A 22,475-nucleotide genomic window follows, 5' to 3' on the forward strand; every position below is an offset into this window, starting at 1 on the left:
GCCCGTTCTCGAGCCGCCGGGGCGACGACCTCCGACCTTCGGTCGATCCCCGAGGAGGCGCCCCCTCCGTACCCTCGGACCATGAGCACCGAGACCAGGCCGGACGGCCGACCCCGTGGATGGGCCCGTGCCTGGGGCGAGACGTGGCGGCTCCTCGTCGCCCTCGTCTTCGGCCTGGTCGTGTCGCTCTCGGTCTGGTTCGGCGACCCGACCGGTGCCCGCGACGCCGAGCCGTTCTTCGCTCTCTTCGTGCTGCTCGACGTCGTCGTCGGGATCACCGTGCTCGTGCTGCTGCCCCTCCGGCACCGGGCGCCGCTCGTCCTCACGCTCGTCGCCGTCGTCCTCGCGGGCATCTCGCCGTTCGCGTCGTGCGCCGCGTCGCTCATGCTCGTGTCGCTCGCGACCCGTCGTCGGGCGGCCGAGATCGTCCCCGCGGCGATCGCCTTCGTCGTCTCGAGCGTGCTCGGCGAGGTGCTGTGGTTCCGTTCCGAGCCGGCCCTCCCGCTCTGGCAGACCCTCGTCGCGGTCGTCGTCGTCACGGCCTTGATCGTCGTCGTCGGCCTCTACGTCGGCGGTCGTCGTGAGCTGCTGCGCAGCCTGCGCGACCGTGCCCGCCTCGTCGAGGAGGAAGAGCAGCTCCGCCTGGCCCAGGCCCGCGACCACGAGCGCACGCGGATCGCCCGCGAGATGCACGACGTGCTGGCCCACCGGCTCTCGCTCGTGGCGCTGCACGCAGGGGCCCTCGAGTACCGCGACGACCTCGACGCGGCCGAGACGCGGGCCACCGCCGGCGTCATCCGCGAGAACGCCCGGACGGCGCTGACCGAGCTGCGCGACGTGCTCGGGGTGCTCCGCGAGCCCGGTCCCGACGGCGGCGCGGTGGCGGCTCCGCCCCAGCCGACCCTGGCCGGGCTGGAGGAGCTTCTCGACGAGGCGCGGTCCGCGGGCATGGCCGTCCAGCTCGAGTCGTCGCTCCCCGCTGCCCTGACCGGCGGACACGGCGACACTGCCGCGGCTGACGGCCCGGACGAGGAGGCGCCTCCCACGACGACGAGCCGGCACGCGTTCCGCATCGTGCAGGAGTGCCTGACGAACGCCCGCCGGCACGCCCCGGGGCAGCTGGTGACGGTGACGCTCGACGGGCGTCCAGGGGGCCAGCTCGTCGTCAGGGTGGAGAACGCCCTCGGGGCTGCCGGTGGACGTGCCGTGCGCGGCGGCCACGGGCTCGACGGGCTGGCAGAGCGAGCCCGTCTCGCCGGCGGCACCCTGACCCTCGACTCGTCCTCGGGTCGCCACGTCGTGGAGGCGAGGCTGCCGTGGACCCGCTGACCCGCAGCGCCGCCCCGGTCCGCGTGGTGCTCGTCGACGACGAGAGGCTCGTCCGGACCGGCCTCCGCCTCATCCTCGGCGGCGAGCCGTCCGTCGAGGTGGTGGGCGAGGCCGGCGACGGCGTCGAGGCCGAGCGCGTCATCGCCGAGACCGAGCCGGACGTCGTGCTGATGGACATCCGCATGCCGCGCCGTGACGGTCTCGCCGCGACCGAGCTCGAGCTCGCGCGTCGACCGGACCTGGCGGTGCTCGTGCTCACGACGTTCGACGCCGACGACATGGTGCTCGGCGCGCTCCGTCTCGGCGCCCGCGGGTTCCTGCTCAAGGACACGCCGCCGGCCGAGCTGGTGGCGGCGGTCCTCGCGGCGGCGCAGGGCCGGTCGACCCTGTCGCCGAGCGTGCTCGACCGCGTGATCGGGGCCGCGACCGCGTCCGTCCCCGTGCGGCCGGTCGACGGCAGTGCCGAGGAGGCGGCGGCCGCGGCCGACGAGGCCCGGTCCCGTCTCGCCCTGCTCACCGCCCGTGAGGCCGACGTCGTGCGCGGGGTCGTGCGCGGCCGCTCGAACGCGCAGATCGGCGCCGAGCTGTACGTCAGCGTCGCGACGGTGAAGACCCACCTCGGCCACGCCTACGACAAGCTCGGCGTCGACGGCCGCGTGCAGCTCGCGCTGCTGGCCCGGGCGGCGGGGCTCCCGGAGGACTGACGCCGAGCCTCCCCAGGTCACGATTCGACACCGCCTCTGCTCGGTCGTCGTCACGGACCCGTGCCGCGACGGGAGAGATGCCATGATCATCGGCAGAGCAGCGTCCGCTCGCCGTCCAGGAGGTCATCCGTCGTGTCTGCCCGTGCCGTCGTGCCCGTCCACACCAGCGCCCGCCCGTCCCGCTCCGCCCGCCCGCGCCTCCTCGGGGCCGTCGCGGGCCTGGCCGGGCTCGTCCTGCTGTCGGGGTGCGCCTCGGCACCGTCGGACGACGGGGGCGACACGACGACCGCGGAGCACTGCGCCCGCATGGTGACCAACTCCGGCGGTCTCGAGGACCGCTCCTTCAACCAGTCGAGCTGGGCGGGCCTGCAGGCCGCGGAGGCCGACGGAGTCGCCGCCCAGGTCCTCGTCTCGACCTCGGAGACCGACCTGGCGCCGAACGTCACCCAGGCCGTGGAGTCCGGCTGCGGCTTCGTCCTGACCGTCGGCTACGAGCTCGCCGCCGCCACCCAGGAGCAGGCCGCGGCGAACCCCGACGTCGACTTCGCGATCGTCGACGAGACCGTCGAGGGCGACAACGTCAAGCCGATCCTGTTCGACACGGCGCAGGCGTCGTACCTCGCCGGCTACCTCGCGGCCGGGGTCTCGAGGACCGGCGCGGTGGGCACCTTCGGCGGCGGCAACCAGCCGCCCGTGACCCTCTTCATGGACGGCTTCGCGCAGGGCGTCGAGGCCTACAACGCCGCGCACGGCGCCTCCGTGCGTCTGATCGGCTGGGACCCGGTCGCCCGCGACGGCTCGTTCACCGGCGATTTCGAGGACGTCAACAAGGGCAAGCAGGTCGCCCAGGCGCTGATCGACCAGGGCGCCGACGTGATCATGCCCGTCGCCGGCCAGGTCGGCGAGGGAGCCGCCTCCGCCGCGCTCGACGCGGGGGGAGTGAGCGTCATCTGGGTCGACAACGACGGGTACGACACGCTGCCCGAGACGTACCGCCCGATCCTGCTGACCTCGGTGCTCAAGGACACCGAGCAGGCCGTGCGCGAGATCGCCGTGTCGACGACCGACGACAGCTTCACGAACGAGCCGTACGTCGGCACCCTCGAGAACGAGGGCGTCGGCCTGGCGCCGTTCCACGACCTCGAGTCGAGCGTGCCGGCCGACCTCGCCGCCGAGGTCGACGCCCTTCGTGACCAGATCGTCGCGGGCACCGTCACCGTCGACTCGCCCGACGCCCCGTAGGGGGCTCCCGGCCGTGGTCTACGGCCGGCTGGCCCGCCGACCGCGCGTGCGCCCGCCGCGCCCCGCGACCGCGGCGGCAGCCGCGACGAACCGCTCCGAGCGCTCGACGGTGCGCCCTCGGCCGGCAGCGGCATCCCACTCGTAGACGGTGACGCCGGCGATCAGCACGTGCTCGGCGCGGCTCATCACGTCGAGGGGGTCGTCCGACCAGATGACCACGTCGCCGTCGAGCCCGGGTGCCAGCGCCCCCACGCGGTCGTCGAGCCCGAGCATGCGCGCAGGGTTGATCGTCAGCGCCTCGAGCGCGACGACGGGGTCGAGCCCCTCCTTCACGGCGAACGACGCCTGGTGCACGAGGAAGTTGATCGGCACGACCGGGTGGTCGGTCGTGATGGCCACCGTGACGCCGGCGCGCGCGAGGGCGGCGAGGTTCGAGATGGCCCGGTCGCGCAGCTCGACCTTGGTGCGCGAGGTGAGCATCGGCCCGAAGATCACCGGGACGCCCTTCTCGGCCAGCACGTCGGCCAGCTTGTGCCCCTCCGTGCCGTGGTTGACGACGAGGCGGTAGCCGAACTCCTCGGACAGGCGGATCGCCGTGGCGATGTCGTCGTGCCGGTGCACGTGCTGGTCCCAGACGAGGCTGCCGTCGAGCACGTCGGCGAGCGTCTCGAGACGGAGGTCGCGCCGGAACGGCTCGCCCTTCGTCGCGGCCGTCGCCCGCGACGCCGCGTAGAACCGGGCGTCCTCGAAGGCCTGCCGCAGCACGTACGCGACCCCGAGTCGTGTGGACGGCAGGGCGTCGCGGCCGCCGTAGACCCGTTTCGGGTTCTCGCCGAGCGCGGACTTGACGCTCACCGCCTCCTTGATCACCTGCTCGTCGATCGTGCGGCTGCCCCAGGTCTTGATCGCCACGGTGCGCCCGCCGATGACGTTGCCGCTGCCGGGCTTGACGACGACGCTCGTGACGCCGCCCGAGAGCGCGTCGCGGAACCCCTCGTCGTCGATGTCGATCGCGTCGATTGCCCTGACCCCGGCGGTGTTCGGGTCGGTCATCTCGTTGGTGTCGTTGCCGACGGGCCCGTTGGCCTCTTCGCTGATGCCGACGTGGCCGTGCGCCTCGACGAAGCCGGGCAGCACCCACCGGCCCGTGGCGTCGACGACCCGGGCGCCCGCGGGCACCTCGACGTCGGAGGCCGCGCCCACCGCCGCCACCACGCCGTCGCGGATCAGCACCGTGCCGCCGTCGATCGACTCGCCGACGACGGGCACGACGCGCCCGCCGGTGATCGCGACGACGACGGAGGGAGGCTGCTGCGAACGAGTCATGGCCCCACCGTAGGCCCGCCGACCGACACCGCCACGAGGAGGCGCGGCGTCAGCCCGCCCGCCGCCCGGCACCCCGACGAAGGAGGTGCGGCGTCAGCTCCCCGGACGGCTCGCCACCGCGAAGCGCTGGTTCGCCAGCACGGGCAGGGTGCGCCGTGCCGCCGCTACCTCGTCCAGGTCGAGGTCGACGACGAGGATCCCCGGTGCGGCGCCGAGCTCGGCGACCACGGCGCCGAACGGCGACGCGACGAGGCTGTGCCCGACGCCGGTCGGCGACGCGCTCGCCGCGGCGGCCGTCGCCGCGTCCTCCGTCTCGGCATCGCCGGAGGCCCTGGCCGCCGCCGCGACCGCCGTCGGGTCGGCCTGGCCCACGGCCACGACGAAGGTCGTGCTGTCGGCAGCCCGGGCCCGCGTCAGCAGCTGCCACTGGTCGACCTTGCCCGGCCCGTCGCCCCACGACGCGGCGACGACGCTGATCTCCGCGCCCGCCGCGGCGTTGGCGAGGAACAGCGCGGGGAACCGCAGGTCGTAGCAGGTGGCGAGGCCGACGACCGCTGCGCGACCGTCGACGCCACCGCGACCGCCGCCGACGGACACGGTCACGGCCTCGTCGCCGCCGCCGACGGACACGGTCACGGCCTCGTCGCCGCCCTCCACCGAGTCGGACTCCGCGTGGCCGAACGCGTCGAAGAGGTGCACCTTGTCGTAGGCCGCGAGCTGTTCGCCGGCGGGCCCGGCCACGAGCAGCGTGTTGCGCACCCGGCCGTCCCGCCCCGGCGTGAACGTGCCGACGACGATCGTCACGTCGAGCCGCGCGGCGAGCTCGCGCACGGCGGAGGCCCAGGGCCCGTCGAGCGGCTCGGCCGCCGCGGCGAGGTCGGAGCCGAACGCCGTCATGGTCGCCTCGGGGAACACGACCAGCGAGGCTCCCTCGCCCGCCGCCTCCTCGACTGCCCTCTCGACCTCGCGGAGGTTGCGGGACGGGTCGCGGGTGCTCCAGATCTGGGCGAGGGCGATGCGCATGCGCCCAACCTAGCCACGCCCGAGGCCGAGGCGTGAGGCCGTGACCTGGCCGCTCCCGCGTCGCGGAGGCCGGGCGGCCGGTCGCCGGATACAGTTCACGGCATGATCGACCTCCCCGAAGGCGAGCTGCGCGAGCGGCTGTCCACCGCCCTGTCCGTGCCTCGCTGGGTCGACGAGGTGGCCGGCCGGGCTCCCTTCGCCGACGTCGACGCCCTCCTCTCCGCCGCGCGCCGTGCGGGCGGGACGCTCACCCCGGACGAGGTCGACGAGGCGCTCGAGCAGCACGACCTCGTCGCCGTGCCCGCGACCGGCGACGCCGGCGCCGACGAGTACGGCCGTCGCGAGGAGCGTGCCGCCCACGAGACCGACGACCCGCAGGTCGTCAAGGCCCTCGCCGAGGGAGGCGCGGTGTACGAGGAGCGCTTCGGCCGGGCCTTCGTCATCCGCACGGCCGGGCGCAGCCGCGACGAGGTCGTCGCCGAGCTCGACCGTCGCCTCAAGCTCGACGACGAGGCCGAGAAGCAGGAGGTGGGGGGCCAGCTGGTCGAGATCGCCCTCGTCCGCCTCCGCCAGGTCTTCGCCTCCCGCACCGCCGAGACCGGCCGCGGCGCCGAGACGGCGTCGCCGGTGCGGCCCGTCGCCTGACCCGCGCGACGGGCCGGGTCGCGCGGGGGCCTACTTCGTGACGGCTCCGGTCGACGTGGCCGCCGCCTCCTCAGCTGCTGCTGCCTCGGCCGCCGCGGCGAGCTCGGCACGTCGGGCCCGGAGGAGGTGCCCCGCCAGCGCGACCAGCATCGTGAGACCGCCGGCGACGGCCATGCCGACGCCGATGTGGACGTTCAGCAGCAGCGCCCCGGCCGAGGCGCCGGCGAGGATGGCCAGCACCGCGAGGACGCGACGACCGGCCCGCGTCCCGTCGCCCCCGGCCAGGCGTGAGTCGGACGCGAGCCCGACGATGGTCGAGGTGACGACGATCGTCGTGACGTCGGCGACGGCGAGCCGGCGGGCGCTGGCGGCCTGCAGCCCCATCGCGAGCCCGAGCAGGCCGGTGACCGTGTAGGCCCAGGGCGTGCCCTCCTCGGGCGTGACCGCGAAGGAGGCGACGCCCAGCCCGACGAGGAGAGCGCCCGTGCACGAGAACGTGACGGTGCTGCGTCCGGACCAGCCGATGCGTGCGCCGCGCAGCACGCGGCCGCCGACGGCCGCGCCGAGCAGGAAGGTCGCGAGGGCGATGACCGGGCCGAGGATCGGCAGGCCGTCGGCCTGGGCGATCGCCATGCCGAGGATGACCACGTTGCCCGTCATGTTCGCCGTGAAGACGCGGTCGAGGCCGAGGTAGCCGACGGCGTCGACGATTCCCGTCGAGAAGGTCAGGGTCAGCATCATGACGAGGTGCATCCTCGGCTGGTCGTCGCGCAGTCGTCTCACGGCGGTCCTCTCGTGGTGAGCCGCCAGTATCCCATCGAGGCCGGCCCTCGTGAGCGACAGGTGTCGAGCGACGGCCAGCCGCGGCGGAGGTGCCGGAGGTGCCGCGCGTACGATGGACGCATGTCCGACGCAGCCCCCGACCGCATCCTCATGTTCGGCGCCGAGTGGTGCCGCGACTGCCGCCGCTCCAAGGCGCTGCTCGACCGCGAGGGCGTGGCCTACGACTACGTCGACCTCGAGTCGGTCGACGACGGGGCCGACCGGGCGTTCGCGATCAGCGGCCGCACGCAGATCCCCGTGGTCGTGTTCCCGGACGGCAGCCACCTGGTGGAGCCGTCGGACGCCGAGCTCTCCGCGAAGCTCCCGCTCGACTGATCTCGGCCCGGAGCGACCTCGGCCGACCGGCTGAGGCGCGGCGGGCGCCGAGCCGCGACGCTGGAGGCGTGACCTCGACACCGGATCCTGTCCCCGTGGCCGTCCCCGCGCCTCCTGCAGCTGGTCTGCCCCGGGGCTCGCGCCCGCCACCACCAGGGCCCCCGTCGCCTACAGCGGCCCCGTCACGGCGGCGGACCGGTTCGTGGCCCCGGACCTGCTCCGCGGGATCGCCCTGCTCGGCATCGCGCTCGCGAACAGCGTGTACTACGTGACCGACCGCGTCACGGGGTCCCTGGCCCGTCCGGTCGACGGCAGCACCGGCGACCACGTGGCCGACGTGCTCGTCGGCACCTTCGTCGACAACCGCTCGTTCCCGCTCTTCACCCTGCTCTTCGCCTACGGCTTCACCGTGCTCGTGCAGCGCCAGGCCGCCCGCGGAGTGCCCCGTGCCCGGGCTCGTCGGCTGGTGGGTCGGCACGCAGGAGGCGCGCACCGCCTCCGTGCTCGTCCCCACCTCGGCGCCGTGCCGGACAGCGAGCCGCGATGCAGGGGAAAAGGGACGTCGCAGACGTGGGCCCACGCCTGCGACGTCCCTTTTCCGGTAGGAAGCCCCGCCCCGCCCCAGCCCGGCCCGCCCCGCCCCGGCCCGCCCCGCCCCGGCCCGGCCCGGCCGGCCGGGAGGCCCTCAGCGTCGGCGGCGCTCCGCGACGATCTGCTTGACGGCCGCGTCGAGGTGCGGGTGGACGAACTCGTAGCCGCCCTCGACCAGCCGCTCGGGCACGACCCACCGGCTCTTCAGCACGAGCTCGGTCTCCGTGCGCAGCACGGCGGTGCCGAGCTCGAGCATCCAGCGCGTCGCGGGCAGCCCCACGGGGATGCCCACGGCGCGGCGCAGGATCGCCATCATCGACCTGTCGTCGCTCGGGTTCGGCGACGAGAGGTTCACGACCCCGTCGACCTCGTCGTGCTCGCGCAGCCAGTCGATCGAGCCGAGGACGTCGTCGACGTGGATCCAGCTGAACTTCTGGCGACCGCCTCCCGCGCCCTGGCGGTGGTGGGTGCCGGCCGCGAGTCGCGCCTTCGTCGCCGGCCAGGGCCCGTCGAGCTGCGGCCCGCCGAGGCCGACCCGGGCGAGGGCCATCAGCGGCACCAGGGCGCTGCCGTCGCCGAGGACGATCGCCATCCGCAGGGCGACTCGACGCGTGCCGGGCAGCTCGCCGGCGAAGAACTCGCGCTCCCAGCTCGTGGCGACGTCCACCGAGAAGCCCTGGCCGAGCTCGCCCGTCGACTCCGTCATCGGGCGGTCCTCGGCGTGCCGGTAGATCGTCGCGGTCGACGAGTTCAGCCAGAGCCGAGGAGGCGCGGCGCAGGCGAGCACCGCCTCCCTCAGCTCCCGGGTCGTCTCGACCCGTGACCGCATGATCTCGGCCCGGTTCGCCGGGCCGTACCGGCAGTTCACGCTCTTGCCCGCCAGGTTGACGAGCAGGTCGGCGCCGTCGAGCAGGCGGGTGATCGCGGCGGTGTCGCCCCAGCGGGCGTCGGGGCCCGAGCGGCCGATCTCGCTGACGCGGGCGCCGCGGGCGCGCCACGCGGCGGCGAGGTGCTGGCCGATGAAGCCGGACGCCCCGGCGATGACGATGTGGTCGGTCACGATGCTGTTCCCCCTGTGTCGTCGGGCTCGACCGAGTAGTCGAAGTGGCCCGTGTACTCGTAGATCCTGCCGACGAGCGGCGCGTCCAGGGTCACCGAGACCCGTTGACGGCCGACGGCCTCGTCGAACTCCTCCGTCAGCGAGACCCGTGGCGAGACGGCGGCGGGAAGCGCCACGGATCGTCGGCCGACACGGAGGCGCATCGCGCCCGACGTCATCGTCAGGGCCCCGTCGCGGGCGTGCGCGACGAGATCGGCCGACCAGCGCCTCCGGTGCCCGAGGTGGTCGACGAGCCCGGACGGGGTCGCGGTGACGGCGTCGACCATGCGGCGCTCGCCCGACGCGAACCGGAACGTCCGGACCGCCCGGACCAGGGGAGCGCCCGAGTCGTCGACGCCGGGCCGGTTCGTCACGGCGAAGGGCACGTCGTGCTGCCACGCGGCGAAGAGCACGCCCTGGCGGCCGAGCACCCACAGCACGGGCCAGAGCCAGCGCCGCGGCGTGCCCGCGCGGGCGAAGACGCCCTGGCCGCGTCCGACCGATCCGGCCGGGATCGCCCGGAAGTACGGCAGGAGGCGCGGGTGCAGCCCCGAGAGCGCCTCGCCCGCGGCGGCCTCCCACGGAGACTGCGGGGCAGGGACGTCGGGCACGACCCGAGCCTAGGCCCGGCCGCTACCCTCGCGGCATGGACACCGCCGCGCCGCACGCCCTCGTCTCCGTCGCCGAGCTGGAGCGCTCGCTCCGCGGCGATCGTCCGCCGCGCCTCCTCGACGTGCGCTGGCGGCTGGACCGCCCCGACGGCAGGCCGGCCCACCGCGAGGGCCATCTGCCGGGTGCCGTCTACGTCGACCTCGGGGCCGAGCTCGCGGGGCACGGCCTCGCGGCGACGGAGGGACGTCACCCCCTGCCCGCGCCGGACGACCTGCAGCGGTCCGCCCGCAGCTGGGGGCTGCGCGAGGGCGAGCCGGTCGTGGTCTACGACGACCTGGGCGGCCAGTCCGCGGCGCGGGCGTGGTGGCTGCTCCGTGCCTCGGGACTCGCCGACGTGCGGCTGCTCGACGGCGGGCTCGGGGCCTGGACGGCGGCCGGCCTGCCGCTCGAGGCGGGCGACGTCCGACCGGAGCCCGGCGACGTCGTGCTCGACTCTGCGCAGCTGCCGACGATCGACGCGGACGAGGCCGCCGCGTTCCCGTCGCAGGGCGTCCTCGTCGACAGCCGCGCGGGGGCGCGGTACCGCGGCGAGGTCGAGCCGGTCGACCCGCGCGCGGGTCACGTGCCGGGAGCGGTGAGCGTCCCGACCTCCGGCAACCTGGGCGCCGCCGGCCTGTTCCTCGGCCCCGAGGCGCTGCGCGCGAGATACGAGGAGGCGGGCGTCCGGCCGGGCGAGCCGGTCGCGGTCTACTGCGGCTCGGGCGTCACCGCGGCGCACGCCGCCGTCGCGTTGACCGTCGCCGGCTACGCCCCCGTGTTGTTCCCGGGGTCGTGGAGCGCGTGGTCGTCCGACCCCGATCGGCCCGTCGCCACGGGGGCCGAGCCCGGCTGACCGGTCGGGGGAGCAGCCGAGCCGAGCTGGTCGAGGAACGTGCTCATCCAGGATCGGGCTCCGCCGTTCTCCTGATCCGTGCACGGATCAGGACGCTGAATCCCCCCGCCGCGCAGCTCAGGCCCCGCCTTCCTGAATGGGGAGGGGCGGAGGAGGCGCGGGTCAGTCCGCGTGCGTCGGCGAGGGCTCCAGCGTGCGGTCGTCCACGATCGCGTCGACCGCTGTGCGGCGCACGGAGTCGATCCCGTTGAGCGCGGACCCCTTCTGTCGGTAGCCCTCCGAGGTCGCGATCACCTCGCCGTTCGCGGCGGCGAGCACGAAGCGGTACTCGCCCGACTCGCCCTGGGTGACGATGAACTTGCCGGCCATGGCGTCCTCCTCGCGTCCGGGGAGCGGCGTCTGCGCGCTCCGCGTCGCGTCAGCATAGGCAGCGCGTGTTTCGTCCGTGTCACGGGGACGACGACGTGATCCGGCTGTGCCGGTGCTGGTCAGTCGCCGACGAGCACTCCGATCGCGGCCTTCAGGGTGTCGCGGTCGCGACGGAGCTTGGCGACCTCGGCCTCGAGCTCCGCGACGCGATCAGCGGACGCCTGGTCGCCGCCGCCGGCCTTGTTGCTGTTCGTGCTGCCGGGCGGGCGACCGCGGCGCGGCGCCGGTGCGGCGGCCGGCTCGTCCTGTGCGTCGGCGTCGTCCCTCACGGCCGAGCCGTCCTCGGCGGTGTCGGCCGCCTCCTCCGCGATGACCGACGCGGCGGGTGCGTTGGCCTTCTCCCAGGCCCGGATCCAGCCACGCAGGGACTGCTCGCCGACCTCGAACTGCTCGGCTGTCTCGCGGATGATGGCGCGGTTGCCGGGCTCCGCCTCGCGGCGCTCCAGGACGCGGGCGAGGGACTGCTCGCGCGTCTCGTCGGTGTACTTCTGCTCGAAGGGCATGTCGTGTCTCCGGTCGTGAGGAGGGCGGGGGAGCGGCCGCGTGCTGACGGCGCATCCATCGTCAGCTCGGGACCGTTGACGCCGACCGTACTGCAGTTTCGTGCGGCAGAAGTAGATATAGATAGAAACATGTAATGCGGACCATGGCGACGCTCGGCTCTCGACCATGCGGGCGTGCCGCGCGGCACGGCTGGTGGCACCACGGCCGGGATGATGCGATCGTGTCCACACGGCAGTGCATCGCTCATGAGGACATGTCATCATGATGCGCAGCACGCCAGCACGCCAGCACGTCGTCCGATGACACGGCCGTACGGCTCGCCCGCGCGGCTCGACCCCGGCACCGGCGCCTCCGAGGCGAGGAGGCGGTCGTCCAGTCGCCGCCGACCCGCCCGTCCTGAGGCAGATCACGGTGACGACGGCTTAAGGTGGCCGTGTGTGGCGCGCCGACAGACAGCATGACGACGGCGACGACGGGACGGGTCCCGACGTCGCCCCGACGGGCGCGCCCGGGGGAGCAGCGTCCCCCGACACCGTGAGCCTGGGCGACCCCGGCCTGGCCGTGGGCAACGTCGCCGAGCCGTCGCGCACCGGCTGGCGTGACCAGCTGAGCGTCGTCGGCGGAACCTCCACCCTGTTGCACTTCGGCGACGAGCAGCGCGCGCGCATCGAGCTCAGCACGACGCACCCCGGCGGCCTGGCCCAGTTCATCACCGGCAAGACGACCCTGCTGTCGAGCCTGATCCGCGACGACCTCGCACTCCGGACGGCCCGCGTCGCCGCCGGCGAGATCGCGGCGAAGGGCCTCGAGCTCAGCACCGTCCGCGGCATCGACGCCGTCCACCTCGCCATCGGGGTCGCGGCCTGGTCGTTCGCCGGTCGCGACCACCGCGCCCCAGTGCTGCTCCGTCCGCTCGCGATCCGACGCCACGGTCGCGACTTCGAGGTGAAGCTGCTCGGCGAGCCCTTCCTCAACCCGGCGCTCGCCGACGCGCTGCACGACCAGTTCGACATCTCGCTCGACGCCGACGCGTTCGTCGCGCTCGCCAGCCGCGAGGGCGCGTTCACCCCCAACCCCGTGATCGACCGCCTCCGCGGGCTCACGGCGCACCTCGACTGGTTCACCGTGCAGCCGCGCCTCGTCGTGTCGACCTTCGCCGAGGTCTCGACCGAGATGGCCCTCGACGCCCGCGAGCTGGGCCACCCGGTGCTCGACGCGCTCGGCGGCAACGCCATGGCGATCCGCCAGGTGCAGGAGGGCTACCGGCCGACGACGGCCACGCCGCAGGACGAGCGCAGCCCCGAGACCGACACCCTGCTGCTCGACGCCGACCCCGAGCAGGAGAACGTCGTCGCGCAGATCGCGGCCGGCGCCTCGGTCGTCGTCAAGACCCTGCCGGGCACGGGCGGGACGCAGACCATCGTCAACGCCATCGGCCGGCTGGTGTCGCAGAACAAGCGGGTGCTCGTCGTCAGCGCTCGGCGTGCCTCCCTGCGGGGCATCACCGCCCGCCTCGCCGACATCGGCCTGCCCGGCGTCGCCGTCTCGCCGACCACGCTGCGCCGTGACGTCATCCGGGCCATCAGCCGCGACGAGAAGGCCACGCACCCGCAGATGGGCGAGGTCGACGACGCGCTCGTGCGCCTCCGCAGGGTGCTCGTCGACTACCGCGGCGCCCTGAGCCGGCGGGACGACGGGCTCCGCGTCTCGGTGCTCGACTGCCTCACCGAGCTGTCGCGGCTCGCCCTGCTGCCCGCGCCTCCCGCGACCACCGCACGCCTCAGCCGGCGCAGCGTCGAGGCGATGGTCGACGGCCGTCGCCGCGTCGCCGAGACGATGGTCAACGCCGCCAACCTCGGCGAGTTCCGCTACGGCCCGGGCGACTCGCCCTGGTACGGCGCCCGCTTCACGGACTCGTTCGGTGCCGGCGACGCCCACCAGCTCGCCAAGAACCTGCACCACCGCGACCTGCCCCGCCTGCTCGAGCGAGCACAGGAGGTGATCGGCAGCACCCGGATGCGCCCCTTCGAGTCGGTGGCCGAGCTGGGCGTCTACCTGCGCCTCCTCACCGAGATCCGGGACACGCTCGACAAGTTCCAGCCCGTCGTCTTCGACCGTTCCGTCGCCGAGCTCGTGGCGGCCACCGCGCCGAAGCGCGAGGCGCCCGACATGTCGAGCGCCAACCGCCGCCGTCTCAAGAAGCTCGCGAAGGAATACGTGCGGCCCGGCGTGCACATCGCCGACCTGCACAGCGCCCTGCAGCGCATCCAGCAGCAGCGCATCGCCTGGCAGCGATACGTCGTCGCGGGCACGCCGCCCGAGGTGCCCACGGGCATCGCCGACGCCCACGTGCTGCACCAGCAGGTGAGCCAAGATCTGGAGCGCCTCGACGCGCCGCTCGGCCTGAGGGGCGACGACAGCCTCACCGAGATCGGCGTCGCCGAGCTGGATCCGAAGCTCCGCGACCTCGCGGCCGAGAGCGACGTGCTGCAGAACCTGCAGGAGCGCACCGAGCTGATGACGACTCTCCGCGACCTCGAGCTCGCGCCGCTCATCACCGACCTCGCGAACCGCCACGTCCCCGAGCAGCAGGTCGCCGCCGAGCTCGAGCTCGCGTGGTGGCGCTCGGCGCTCGAGTCGCTGCTCGAGGCCGACCGGGCGCTGCTCGGCGCCAACACCGCGATGCTCGACCGGCTCGAGGCCGACTTCCGGCTGGTCGACGAGGCGCACGCGGCGGGCAGTGCTCAGCTGCTGGGCTGGCAGCTCGCGGAGAACTGGAAGATCGGGCTCGTCGACTGGCCTGAGGAGGCCTCGGCGCTCAAGGCGCTGCTGCGTCAGCCGCACCTGACGGCCCGCCTGCTGCACGACGCCGCGCCGCACCTGTCGCGGGCCATCGCGCCCGTCTGGCTGGCGTCGCCCTACGAGGTGCACACGATCGCCGACACGGTGCCGTTCGACACGGTCGTGCTCGTCGACGCCGGCGCGACGACCATCGCCGAGAACGTCGGCGCGATCCGCCGCGGCAAGCAGACCGTCGCCTTCGGCGACCCGGTGACCCAGACGCCGTCCGAGTTCGACATCGCCGTGACGCCGGGCAAACAGCCCCCGCGCCACGACGAGGCGGAGCTCGACGCCCTGCACGCCGACAGCGCCCTCGCGCGTCTCTCGACCCTGCTGCCGACCCTCTCCCTGACGCGCAGCTACCGCGCCGGCGGAGAAGACCTGGCCGAGCTGGTCAACCGTCGCTTCTACGGCGGGCGGATCGAGTCGTTGCCGTGGGCCGGCAGCTTCCTCGGGCACGGCAGCATCGCGCTCGACTACGTCTCGGGCGGCACAGCGGTGCCCGACACCGAGTCCGGCGCCGTCGAGAGCGTCGACGCCGAGGTCGACCGCGTCGTCTCGCTCGTCGTCGAGCACGCCCGCACCAGGCCGGCCGAGTCGCTCATGGTGATCACCGCGAGCGCGAAGCACGCCGTGCGGGTGCAGCAGGCCGTCCTCACCGCGGTGTCCGGCCACAAGGACCTGACGGAGTTCGTCGTCGGCGACCGGGGCGAGCCGTTCATGGTCGCGACGCTCGAGCAGAGCGTCGCCCAGAGCCGCGACCACGTGATCTTCTCCATCGGCTACGGGCGCACGCCGCACGGCCGCGTGCTCAGCGACTTCGGGCCGCTCGGCCAGCCCGGCGGGGAGCGCCTGCTCGCCGTCGCCATGACGCGGGCCCGTCGCTCGATGATCATCGTCACCTGCTTCCAGCCCGCCGACATCGACGGCGGACGCATGGGCCACGGCACCGTCGCGCTGTCCGAGATCCTCACCGAGGTCCAGGCCCGCACCAGCGCCGAGCACGTGCCGGACGACTCCGACCCGATGCTCGTCGACCTCGCTCGGCGCCTCGAGGCCAAGGGCATCCCCGTGGCGCTCGGCCACCGCGGCAAGCTCGGGCTGGTCGCCGCGCACGACGGCGTCTGCGTGACGATCGAGACGGACACGACGCTGTCGCGCACGAGCCTCCGCGAGTCGCTGCGGGCCCGGCCCGAGACGCTGCGCCGCCTCGGCTGGCACTACGTGCGCGTGCACGCCTTCCAGCTGTTCACCGACCCCGACTCCGTGGCCGCGCGCGTGGCCGAGGTGCTCGGGATCGACGGGTCCCGCACGCAGGAGGTGCCGACCCTGTCGGCCCGCCAGCACGTCAACCGGCTCTGACCGCGGTGACGACTCCGCAGCCACCCGACGAGGTGCCCGAAGGAGGCGCCGGCCGGCCGGGCTCAGACCCGGCGGTCGTCGAGACGGCCGCGTCCGCTCCGCTCGTGGTCCGGCGGCGCGGCGGACGGCGGGTCTCGACCGACCCGGTGCCCGGCAGCGATCCCGCTCCCGCACCCGAGCCTCCTCGGCACTCGTCGGGCGAGAACGACCGGCAGCTGCGCGACGACGTGCCGCCCCACTGGGGCTGACCCCGAGCTCCATGCACGCGACGACGGCCCGCCGCTCCCGATGAGGGAAGGGCGGGCCGTCGTCATGCGGAGCCGGGGCCTAGCGGCTGCCGAGCGGTCCGTTGCCGAGGTTGACGCTGCCGCTCGGGGTCGGGTCGGCGGCGTGGCTGCCGTGGCCGGCCGAGGCCGTGTCGATGCCCGACTGGGCGCGCAGCAGGTCACGGATCTCGCTGAGCAGCTCGACGTCGGTCGGCGGCACGTCGGCCGGCGGCACGGACTCGTCCGACTGCTTGGCGAAGGTCCGCTTGAGCAGGCTGTTGACCGGCAGCACGAGGCAGAAGTACACGACGGCGGCGATGATCAGGAAGTTGATCAGGGCACCGATCACGGCGCCGAACTTGAGCTCGGCCTCGGCGCCGCTCACCGTGGGGATGCTCACGACGAGCGCCTCGTCGAGCATGGACGCGTTGAACGCCGCGCCGATCAGCGGGTTGAAGATGTTGGTCACGAGCGAGGTGACGATGGCGGTGAACGCGGCTCCGATGACCACGGCGACAGCCAGGTCGATCACGTTGCCGCGCAGGACGAATTCTTTGAAGCCCTTCACAGGTGCGCTCCTTCAGGTCGAGAGGTGGTCGTCGTCGCCGACAACTCAACCACTCCTGGCCGGGCGCCGCAGACCAGGGTCAGGACGAGGAGGAGCTGGAGCCCCCGGAGGACGAGCCGCCCGAGGTCGACCCGGACGAGCCCGATCCCGACGACGACGACCCGCTCGAGGACGTGCCGGAGGCGCCGGACGACCCGCCGCCTCCTGCGGTCTTCTTCTCGGTGCCCGACGACTTCGTGTCGGAGGACGACGAGCCGGAGGACGACGAGGAGGAGCCGCTCCCGCTCCGCGAGTCGGTGCGGTAGAAGCCCGACCCGTTGAAGGTGACGCCCACCGGGCTGAAGACCTTGCGGAGCACGCCCTGGCAGACGGGGCAGACCGTCAGCGAGTCGTCGGTGAACGACTGGACGACGTCGAAGGCGTTGCCGCACTCGGTGCAGCGATACGAGTAGGTGGGCACGGGCGTCCTAGCTGTGGGTCGAGGAGGCGGTCGGCGAGCTCAGAACTCGTGGATGCCGCTGGGGGTGACGACGCCGTCGACGGGCTGGTCGTGACGCTCGCGCGGCACCTCTTCCACGTACTCGGAATCGAACACCACAGCATAGACCGGCGGTCGCTTCTCCATCGATCCGAGGGTCTTGTCGAAGTAGCCGCGCCCCCAGCCCATGCGCATGCCCGTGTGGTCGACGGAGGCGGCCGGCACGATGATGAGGTCGACGTCGTTGATCGCCATGGGGCTGAGCACCTCGCCGACCGGCTCGGGCAGGTCGAACAGCCCGAGCGTCTCCGTCTCGCCGTCGCCGACCGCCCAGTCGAGCAGCCCGTCCGGGCGCGAGATGGGGAACAGGACGCGGACGTCGTTCTCGTAGGCCCAGTTGAGGAACGGGCGGGTGTTCGGCTCGTCCGCGGTGGAGAGATAGGCGGAGACCGACCGCACCGAGAGCCCCGACGAGAGATCGACCAGGTGCCTCGTGAGCCCCGCCGTGGCCTGCTCACGGGCACGGTCGCCCTGGTTCCGGCGCCGCTGTCGCAGCTCCGCCCGGAGTGCGCGCTTCGCGTTGCCGACCTCGTCCGTCATGTCCTCGATGGTACGGGCACGAAATGTGCCCCCCGCGGAGCGCCGCGGGTGGATACGCTGAGCGGCATGGGCTTCACGATCAGCAAAGCAGTCATCCCCGCCGCCGGCCTGGGTACCCGATTCCTCCCCGCGACCAAAGCAATGCCTAAGGAGATGCTCCCCGTCGTCGACAAGCCGGCGATCCAGTACGTCGTCGAGGAGGCCGTGAACGCGGGCCTCACCGACGTCCTGATGATCACCGGGCGCAACAAGAACGCCCTCGAGAACCACTTCGACCACGTGTCCGAGCTCGAGGAGACGCTGAAGAAGAAGGGCGACCACGACAAGCTCGCCAAGGTCAACCAGTCGACCGACCTCGCCGACATGCACTACGTGCGCCAGGGCGACCCGCTGGGCCTCGGCCACGCCGTCCTCCGCGCCAAGATGCACGTCGGGCGCGAGCCGTTCGCCGTGCTGCTCGGCGACGACATCATCGACGCCCGCGACCCCCTTCTCACCCGCATGATCGACGTGCAGGGCGAGAAGAACGCCACCGTCGTGGCGCTGCTCGAGGTCGACCCCTCGATGACCCACCTCTACGGCATCGCCACGGTCGAGGAGACCGGCGAGGACGACGTCGTGAAGATCACCGGCCTGGTCGAGAAGCCCGCGCAGGGCGAGGCCCCCAGCAACCTGGCCATCATCGGCCGCTACGTCATCCGCCCCGAGGTCTTCGACGTCCTCGAGAAGCAGGAGCCGGGCAAGGGCGGCGAGATCCAGCTGACCGACGCGCTCATGAAGATGGCGAGCGCCGAGGAGTGGACGGGCGGCGTCTACGGCGTCGTCTTCCGCGGCCGTCGGTACGACACGGGCGACAAGCTCGACTACATCAAGGCCATCGTGCAGCTCGCGAGCGACCGGGAGGACCTCGGCGACGAGCTCCGCCCGTGGCTCAAGGAGTTCACGGCAGGGCTGGAGTAGGCGACCACCACGTGAGCAGCATCCCCACGCTGGCGGAGGGGCGGGTCGTCATCCGGCCCCTCCGCCTCCGTGACACCCGCGACCTCGACCAGGCGCTGGCCGAGAACCGCTCGTGGCTGCGGCAGTGGGAGGCCACGAACCCGAACGGGTTCACGAGCCACGACGTCCGAGGCAGCATCCGCTCCCTCCAGGTCAACGCGCGCGCAGGCCTCGGCCTGCCCTTCGCCATCGAGCTCGACGGCCGCTTCGTCGGCCAGCTCAACGTCAGCGGCATCACCTACGGCTCGCTCGGCTCGGCGACCATCGGCTACTGGGTCACCCAGTCGGCGGCGGGCAACGACGCCACGCCGATCGCGGTCGCGCTGGCCACCGACCACTGCTTCCGTGCCCTCGGCCTGCACCGCATGGAGATCTGCATCCGCCCCGAGAACGGTCCGAGCCTCCGCGTCGTCGAGAAGCTCGGCTTCCGCTACGAGGGGCTCCGGCGCCGCTACATCCACATCAACGGCATGTGGCGCGACCACTTCTGCTTCGCGCTGGTGGCCGAGGAGGTGCCCGAGGGCGTCCTGCGCCGCTGGCGGTCGGGCACGGTCCCGGCCGGGCAGGGCAGCGTGCCTCCCGATGCCCTCGCGGAGGCCGAGCAGCAGCTGCCGCTGTAGGTCGACGTGGCCGGGGATCGCCGAGATCCGGTGGTCACCCGCTCGCATCTCGCGGATCCCTGGCCAGATCTCGCCGATCCCTGGCCAGATCTGGGGGATCTCTGCCCAGATCCGACGAGACACACCCCGCGACGTGGCCGACGCGCCGTGCCCCCGCTCATACCCTCGTCAGCATGGACATCGGGTCGTGGGGCGGGGGCCTCGTGCTGGCGCTCGTCGCCGTGCTCTGGCTGGTCTACCTCGTGCCCACCTGGCAGCGCCGTCGCGAGTACCTCGCGACCGAGCGCAACGCCGTCCGCCTGCAGCAGACCCTCCGCATCCTCGCCCAGACGGCCGAGCTCCCCGAGGAGGTGCGGATCGAGGCCAACGCCAGGTCCGTCGCCGACGCGCAGCGCATCCTCGCCCGCGAGGAGACGAAGCGGGAGGCCCTCCGCCGTGCGCACGAGGCGGCTCGTCAGCGTGCCGTCACCCGAGAGCTCGCGGCCGCGGCCCCCGTGCTCCGCGCCGCCGACCACGATCCTGCGCTGGCCGCCCGCCGCCTCCGTCGCTCCCGGCTCGTCTCGACGTTGGTGCTCGTCGTCAGCGTCGTCGCCGTCGTCGCGGGGATCGTGACGACGTCCTGGGTCGCCTCCGTCGCGGGCCTCGCCTTCGGGGCGGGGTCCGTCGCGATGCTGGCCCAGCTCGCCGCCGTGTCCCGGGCGAGGGCTCGCCGCCAGGTCGCTGTCGCCCCTCGGGTCGGCCAGCCGCTGCGGGACTTCTCGTCGTCGCTCGCGGACGGCGACGGCGACGCCGACGCCGAGCCCGAGTCGCGCGAGTGGACCCCCGTGCCCGTGCCGACCCCCCTCTACCTGCGACGAGGGCGTCAGCGCCCTGTCGCTCGGCCCGCAGCCACGGCGTCGGCTCCCGCCGCGGAGTCGCCCGCCGACGACCTGCGCCGCCAGTCGGAGCGATCCGTCCAGGCGCTGAGGGAGTCCCAGCGGGCTCAGCACCAGGCGCTGCGCGAAGCCGCACGGGCCGAGGCGGCACTCTCGGCTCCCAGGGCGGCTCCGGTGTCCACGACGCCGCAGGCCCCGGTCGACGAGCCGGCAGCCGCCTCCTCCCAGCCGCCTCCCGCCGCGCCGAGCCGCTTCGCGCGCATGGGCATCGTCGACGACCTCGGCGAGCCGAGCTTCCGCCTCGACGAGGCGCTCGAGCGGCGTCGCGCGGTCTGAACCGCCTCCAGGAGGCGGGCGTCGCGTCGATTCGGACCGGCGCCTCCTCGGGTGCTATCGTTGCGGAGCAGGTCTGGGGCTATGGCGCAGTTGGTAGCGCGTCTCGTTCGCAATGAGAAGGTCAGGGGTTCGAATCCCCTTAGCTCCACCAGTACCGCATCACCACGAAGGCCCTCCCGGACGGGAGGGCCTTCGTCGTGCGCCCACCGCATGCCCGCCCGGTGTCGTCCGCCGCGACTCGTGGTGCTCGAGGGCGGGTGTTCCGGGTCGAGGGCGGGTCCCCGGCGACCCGCCCTCGACCCAGAACACCCGCCCTCGGCCCAGAACACCCGGCCTCGGCCGGGAACGCCTCGCGCGTCCGCGAAGATGGAGGCGTGCCCCTCGACTCCCGTGACCCCGACCTGCTCGCGCGCCTCCGGGCCGACCTCGCGTCCTCCGACTTCACGGTCGAGCGCCTGACGGGGCCCGACGCCTGGGGCGCGAGCGCCGGTGCGGCGCTCTTCCGGGGGGAGCGCGTCGCGGCCCGTCGCGCTCTCGTGGGGAGCGCCTCCCGCGTGCCGTCGCTCCGTCCGACGGCGACGCTGGCGTCGCTGTTCATCCTGGGATGGCCGCAGCCCCTCGTCGACGTGGAGGCGGCGCTCCCGACCCTCGGGACGGCGGGCGCCGCGAGCCTCGGCCTGCTCGAGGTCGTCGGCGACGAGGCCCGTGCCCTGGTCGACCTGCGGCCGTACTCCTTCGTCGACGCGTCGGGCGAGGCCAGCTGGTGGATCGCCTCCGACCTCGGCGAGCTCGCCCTCGGGGGCGCGCTCCGTGAGGACCACGTGCTGGGGATCGGCGGGGCGTCGGCGACGCTGGCCGGGCTGATGATCCCGCGCACCGTCGACAGCGCGCTCGACCTCGGCACCGGCTGCGGCATCCAGGCGCTGCACGTCGCCCGGCACGCTCGCCGGGTCGTCGCCACCGACATCTCGCAGCGCGCCCTCGACTTCGCGGCCTTCAACGCCGCCCTCAACCTCGTCGACGGCATCGAGTTCCGGCTCGGCAGCCTGTTCGAGCCCGTCGAGGGCGAGCTCTTCGACCACGTCGTCTCGAACCCGCCGTTCGTGATCACGCCCCGCGTCGAGGGCGTCCCCGAGTACGAGTACCGGGACGGCGGCATGGTCGGCGACGACCTCGTCGCGTCCGTCGTGTCGCAGGTCGGCGCCCACCTGACGCCCGGAGGCGTCGCGCAGCTGCTCGGCAACTGGGAGACAGGAGGTGCGGACGCGACGGCGGGGAAGCGCGGGGCGTACTCCGTGGCCGACTGGGTCGCGCGGGGCGGCGTCCCGCTCGACGTGTGGGTGGTCGAGCGCGAGCTGCAGGACCCTGCGGCCTACGCCGAGACCTGGATCCGCGACGGGGGCACCCGTGCTGGCGACGCCGACTTCGAGCGGCTCTACGAGGCCTGGCTCGGCGACTTCGAGCAGCGGGGCGTCCTCGAGGTCGGCTTCGGCTACGTGACCCTGAGGCGGCCGCTCGACGCGGCGACCGAGCCCGTGGTCCGCACGGAGCGCCTCCTCGGGGGCCTCGGCTCGAACGACGTCGGCCTCGGTCGCCACCTCGGGGCGACGCTCGACGCCGTGGACCTGCTCCGCTCGCTCGACGACGACGCGTTGCTGACCGCTCGCCTCACGGTCGCCGGCGACGTCACGGAAGAACGGCACTACTGGCCCGGCAACGACGACCCCACGGTCATCTCCCTGAGGCAGGGAGGCGGCTTCGCCCGGTCGGTCGAGTCGGGCACGGCCCTCTCGGCCCTGGTGGGCGCCTGCGACGGTGAGCTCAGCGTCGGCGCGATCGTCGGTGCGCTGTCGCAACTGCTGGAGGCCGACCAGGTCGCGCTCACGAGCGAGCTGCTGCCGCAGGTGCGCGAGCTCGTCACGACGGGGATGCTGCGCGCCTGAGCCCGGGCCGGGCCGGGCCGGGCCGGGCCGGGC

Annotated in this window: 22 protein-coding genes and 1 tRNA gene; 13 read left to right on the forward strand and 10 right to left on the reverse strand. The window is 73.7% G+C overall.

Annotated elements, in window-relative coordinates; genetic code table 11:
- The first annotated feature begins 81 nt into the window (after positions 1 to 81).
- The 3 genes from ES689_RS09965 to ES689_RS09975 all read left to right on the forward strand — a co-directional run bounded on the left by ES689_RS09965 (position 82) and on the right by ES689_RS09975 (position 3,275).
- Positions 82 to 1,329, forward strand: coding sequence for a sensor histidine kinase (locus ES689_RS09965; RefSeq protein ID WP_146903746.1), 1,248 nt, complete (start codon positions 82 to 84; stop codon positions 1,327 to 1,329).
- Entirely contained in the window at positions 1,317 to 2,033 is a 717-nt protein-coding gene (locus ES689_RS09970; protein ID WP_146903749.1) for a response regulator transcription factor, read from the forward strand. Before ES689_RS09965 ends, ES689_RS09970 begins: the two co-directional genes overlap by 13 nt.
- Positions 2,034 to 2,165: 132 nt before the next feature.
- Positions 2,166 to 3,275 (forward strand): BMP family protein, encoded by a 1,110-nt coding sequence (locus ES689_RS09975; protein ID WP_370512359.1) that lies wholly within the window; start codon positions 2,166 to 2,168, stop codon positions 3,273 to 3,275.
- An 18-nt stretch (positions 3,276 to 3,293) separates the two neighbouring features.
- Here the strand turns inward: ES689_RS09975 and ES689_RS09980 are convergent, their stop codons facing one another.
- Positions 3,294 to 4,601, reverse strand: coding sequence for an amidohydrolase (locus ES689_RS09980; RefSeq protein ID WP_146903751.1), 1,308 nt, complete (start codon positions 4,599 to 4,601; stop codon positions 3,294 to 3,296).
- Between the two features lie 93 nt (positions 4,602 to 4,694).
- On the reverse strand, positions 4,695 to 5,624 hold the full coding sequence (locus ES689_RS09985; protein ID WP_146903754.1) for a carbon-nitrogen hydrolase family protein: 930 nt from the start codon (positions 5,622 to 5,624) through the stop codon (positions 4,695 to 4,697).
- Between the two features lie 102 nt (positions 5,625 to 5,726).
- Between ES689_RS09985 and ES689_RS09990 the strand changes: the two genes are divergently transcribed.
- Positions 5,727 to 6,269 (forward strand): 2-oxo-4-hydroxy-4-carboxy-5-ureidoimidazoline decarboxylase, encoded by a 543-nt coding sequence (locus tag ES689_RS09990; RefSeq protein WP_146903757.1) that lies wholly within the window; start codon positions 5,727 to 5,729, stop codon positions 6,267 to 6,269.
- 30 nt (positions 6,270 to 6,299) lie between these two features.
- Here the strand turns inward: ES689_RS09990 and ES689_RS09995 are convergent, their stop codons facing one another.
- Entirely contained in the window at positions 6,300 to 7,052 is a 753-nt protein-coding gene (locus ES689_RS09995; protein ID WP_223269525.1) for a YoaK family protein, read from the reverse strand.
- 120 nt (positions 7,053 to 7,172) lie between these two features.
- Between ES689_RS09995 and ES689_RS10000 the strand changes: the two genes are divergently transcribed.
- The gene (locus ES689_RS10000) at positions 7,173 to 7,427 is read left to right on the forward strand and encodes a glutaredoxin domain-containing protein (RefSeq protein ID WP_123547970.1); all 255 of its coding nucleotides are present in this window, start codon (positions 7,173 to 7,175) and stop codon (positions 7,425 to 7,427) included.
- A 685-nt stretch (positions 7,428 to 8,112) separates the two neighbouring features.
- On the opposite strand, the gene ES689_RS10005 is transcribed toward ES689_RS10000, so the two are convergent.
- Positions 8,113 to 9,078, reverse strand: a complete 966-nt coding sequence (locus ES689_RS10005) for an epimerase (protein WP_146903760.1) — start codon at positions 9,076 to 9,078, stop codon at positions 8,113 to 8,115.
- Entirely contained in the window at positions 9,075 to 9,728 is a 654-nt protein-coding gene (locus ES689_RS10010) for a DUF4166 domain-containing protein (protein WP_146903763.1), read from the reverse strand. Before ES689_RS10010 ends, ES689_RS10005 begins: the two co-directional genes overlap by 4 nt.
- A 35-nt stretch (positions 9,729 to 9,763) precedes the next feature.
- Here ES689_RS10010 and ES689_RS10015 point away from each other — a divergent pair, with 35 nt between their 5' ends.
- Positions 9,764 to 10,621 carry a sulfurtransferase gene (locus ES689_RS10015; RefSeq protein WP_146903766.1) on the forward strand — a complete coding sequence of 286 codons (858 nt, stop codon included), beginning with the start codon at positions 9,764 to 9,766 and terminating at the stop codon, positions 10,619 to 10,621.
- A gap of 162 nt (positions 10,622 to 10,783) precedes the next feature.
- Here ES689_RS10015 and ES689_RS10020 read toward each other — a convergent pair whose 3' ends face one another.
- Both ES689_RS10020 and ES689_RS10025 read right to left on the reverse strand, forming a co-directional pair.
- Entirely contained in the window at positions 10,784 to 10,990 is a 207-nt protein-coding gene (locus tag ES689_RS10020) for a DUF1508 domain-containing protein (RefSeq protein ID WP_146903770.1), read from the reverse strand.
- 119 nt (positions 10,991 to 11,109) lie between these two features.
- Positions 11,110 to 11,553, reverse strand: a complete 444-nt coding sequence (locus ES689_RS10025) for a hypothetical protein (RefSeq protein WP_146903773.1) — start codon at positions 11,551 to 11,553, stop codon at positions 11,110 to 11,112.
- Between the two features lie 436 nt (positions 11,554 to 11,989).
- On the opposite strand from ES689_RS10025, the gene ES689_RS10030 reads away from it, so the two are divergent.
- Together ES689_RS10030 and ES689_RS10035 are read left to right on the forward strand one after the other, a co-directional pair.
- Positions 11,990 to 15,757, forward strand: a complete 3,768-nt coding sequence (locus ES689_RS10030; protein WP_146903776.1) for an AAA family ATPase — start codon at positions 11,990 to 11,992, stop codon at positions 15,755 to 15,757.
- Between the two features lie 5 nt (positions 15,758 to 15,762).
- Positions 15,763 to 16,005 carry a hypothetical protein gene (locus ES689_RS10035; RefSeq protein ID WP_146903779.1) on the forward strand — a complete coding sequence of 81 codons (243 nt, stop codon included), beginning with the start codon at positions 15,763 to 15,765 and terminating at the stop codon, positions 16,003 to 16,005.
- Positions 16,006 to 16,084: 79 nt separating this feature from the next.
- Here the strand turns inward: ES689_RS10035 and mscL are convergent, their stop codons facing one another.
- The 3 genes from mscL to ES689_RS10050 form a co-directional block, all read right to left on the reverse strand.
- A complete protein-coding gene (gene mscL, locus ES689_RS10040; RefSeq protein ID WP_146903782.1) occupies positions 16,085 to 16,591 on the reverse strand; it encodes a large conductance mechanosensitive channel protein MscL in 507 nt (168 codons plus the stop codon).
- A 79-nt stretch (positions 16,592 to 16,670) separates the two neighbouring features.
- A complete protein-coding gene (locus ES689_RS10045; RefSeq protein ID WP_146903785.1) occupies positions 16,671 to 17,051 on the reverse strand; it encodes an FmdB family zinc ribbon protein in 381 nt (126 codons plus the stop codon).
- Positions 17,052 to 17,090: 39 nt separating this feature from the next.
- On the reverse strand, positions 17,091 to 17,669 hold the full coding sequence (locus ES689_RS10050; protein WP_146903787.1) for a 5-formyltetrahydrofolate cyclo-ligase: 579 nt from the start codon (positions 17,667 to 17,669) through the stop codon (positions 17,091 to 17,093).
- Between the two features lie 66 nt (positions 17,670 to 17,735).
- On the opposite strand from ES689_RS10050, the gene galU reads away from it, so the two are divergent.
- The 5 genes from galU (at position 17,736) to ES689_RS10075 (ending at position 22,442) form a co-directional block, all read left to right on the forward strand.
- Complete coding sequence (gene galU, locus ES689_RS10055) at positions 17,736 to 18,629, forward strand: UTP--glucose-1-phosphate uridylyltransferase GalU (RefSeq protein WP_146903790.1); 894 nt, start codon at positions 17,736 to 17,738, stop codon at positions 18,627 to 18,629.
- Positions 18,630 to 18,640: 11 nt separating this feature from the next.
- Entirely contained in the window at positions 18,641 to 19,288 is a 648-nt protein-coding gene (locus ES689_RS10060; protein WP_146903793.1) for a GNAT family N-acetyltransferase, read from the forward strand.
- A gap of 173 nt (positions 19,289 to 19,461) precedes the next feature.
- Positions 19,462 to 20,499, forward strand: coding sequence for a hypothetical protein (locus tag ES689_RS10065; RefSeq protein ID WP_146903796.1), 1,038 nt, complete (start codon positions 19,462 to 19,464; stop codon positions 20,497 to 20,499).
- 75 nt (positions 20,500 to 20,574) lie between these two features.
- A tRNA-Ala gene (locus ES689_RS10070) sits at positions 20,575 to 20,650 on the forward strand.
- A gap of 223 nt (positions 20,651 to 20,873) precedes the next feature.
- Positions 20,874 to 22,442 carry a methyltransferase gene (locus ES689_RS10075; RefSeq protein ID WP_146903799.1) on the forward strand — a complete coding sequence of 523 codons (1,569 nt, stop codon included), beginning with the start codon at positions 20,874 to 20,876 and terminating at the stop codon, positions 22,440 to 22,442.
- The last annotated feature ends 33 nt before the right edge of the window (positions 22,443 to 22,475 follow it).

The sequence above is a fragment of the Frigoribacterium sp. ACAM 257 genome (genome assembly GCF_007954365.1).
Classification (GTDB): Bacteria; Actinomycetota; Actinomycetes; order Actinomycetales; family Microbacteriaceae; genus Frigoribacterium.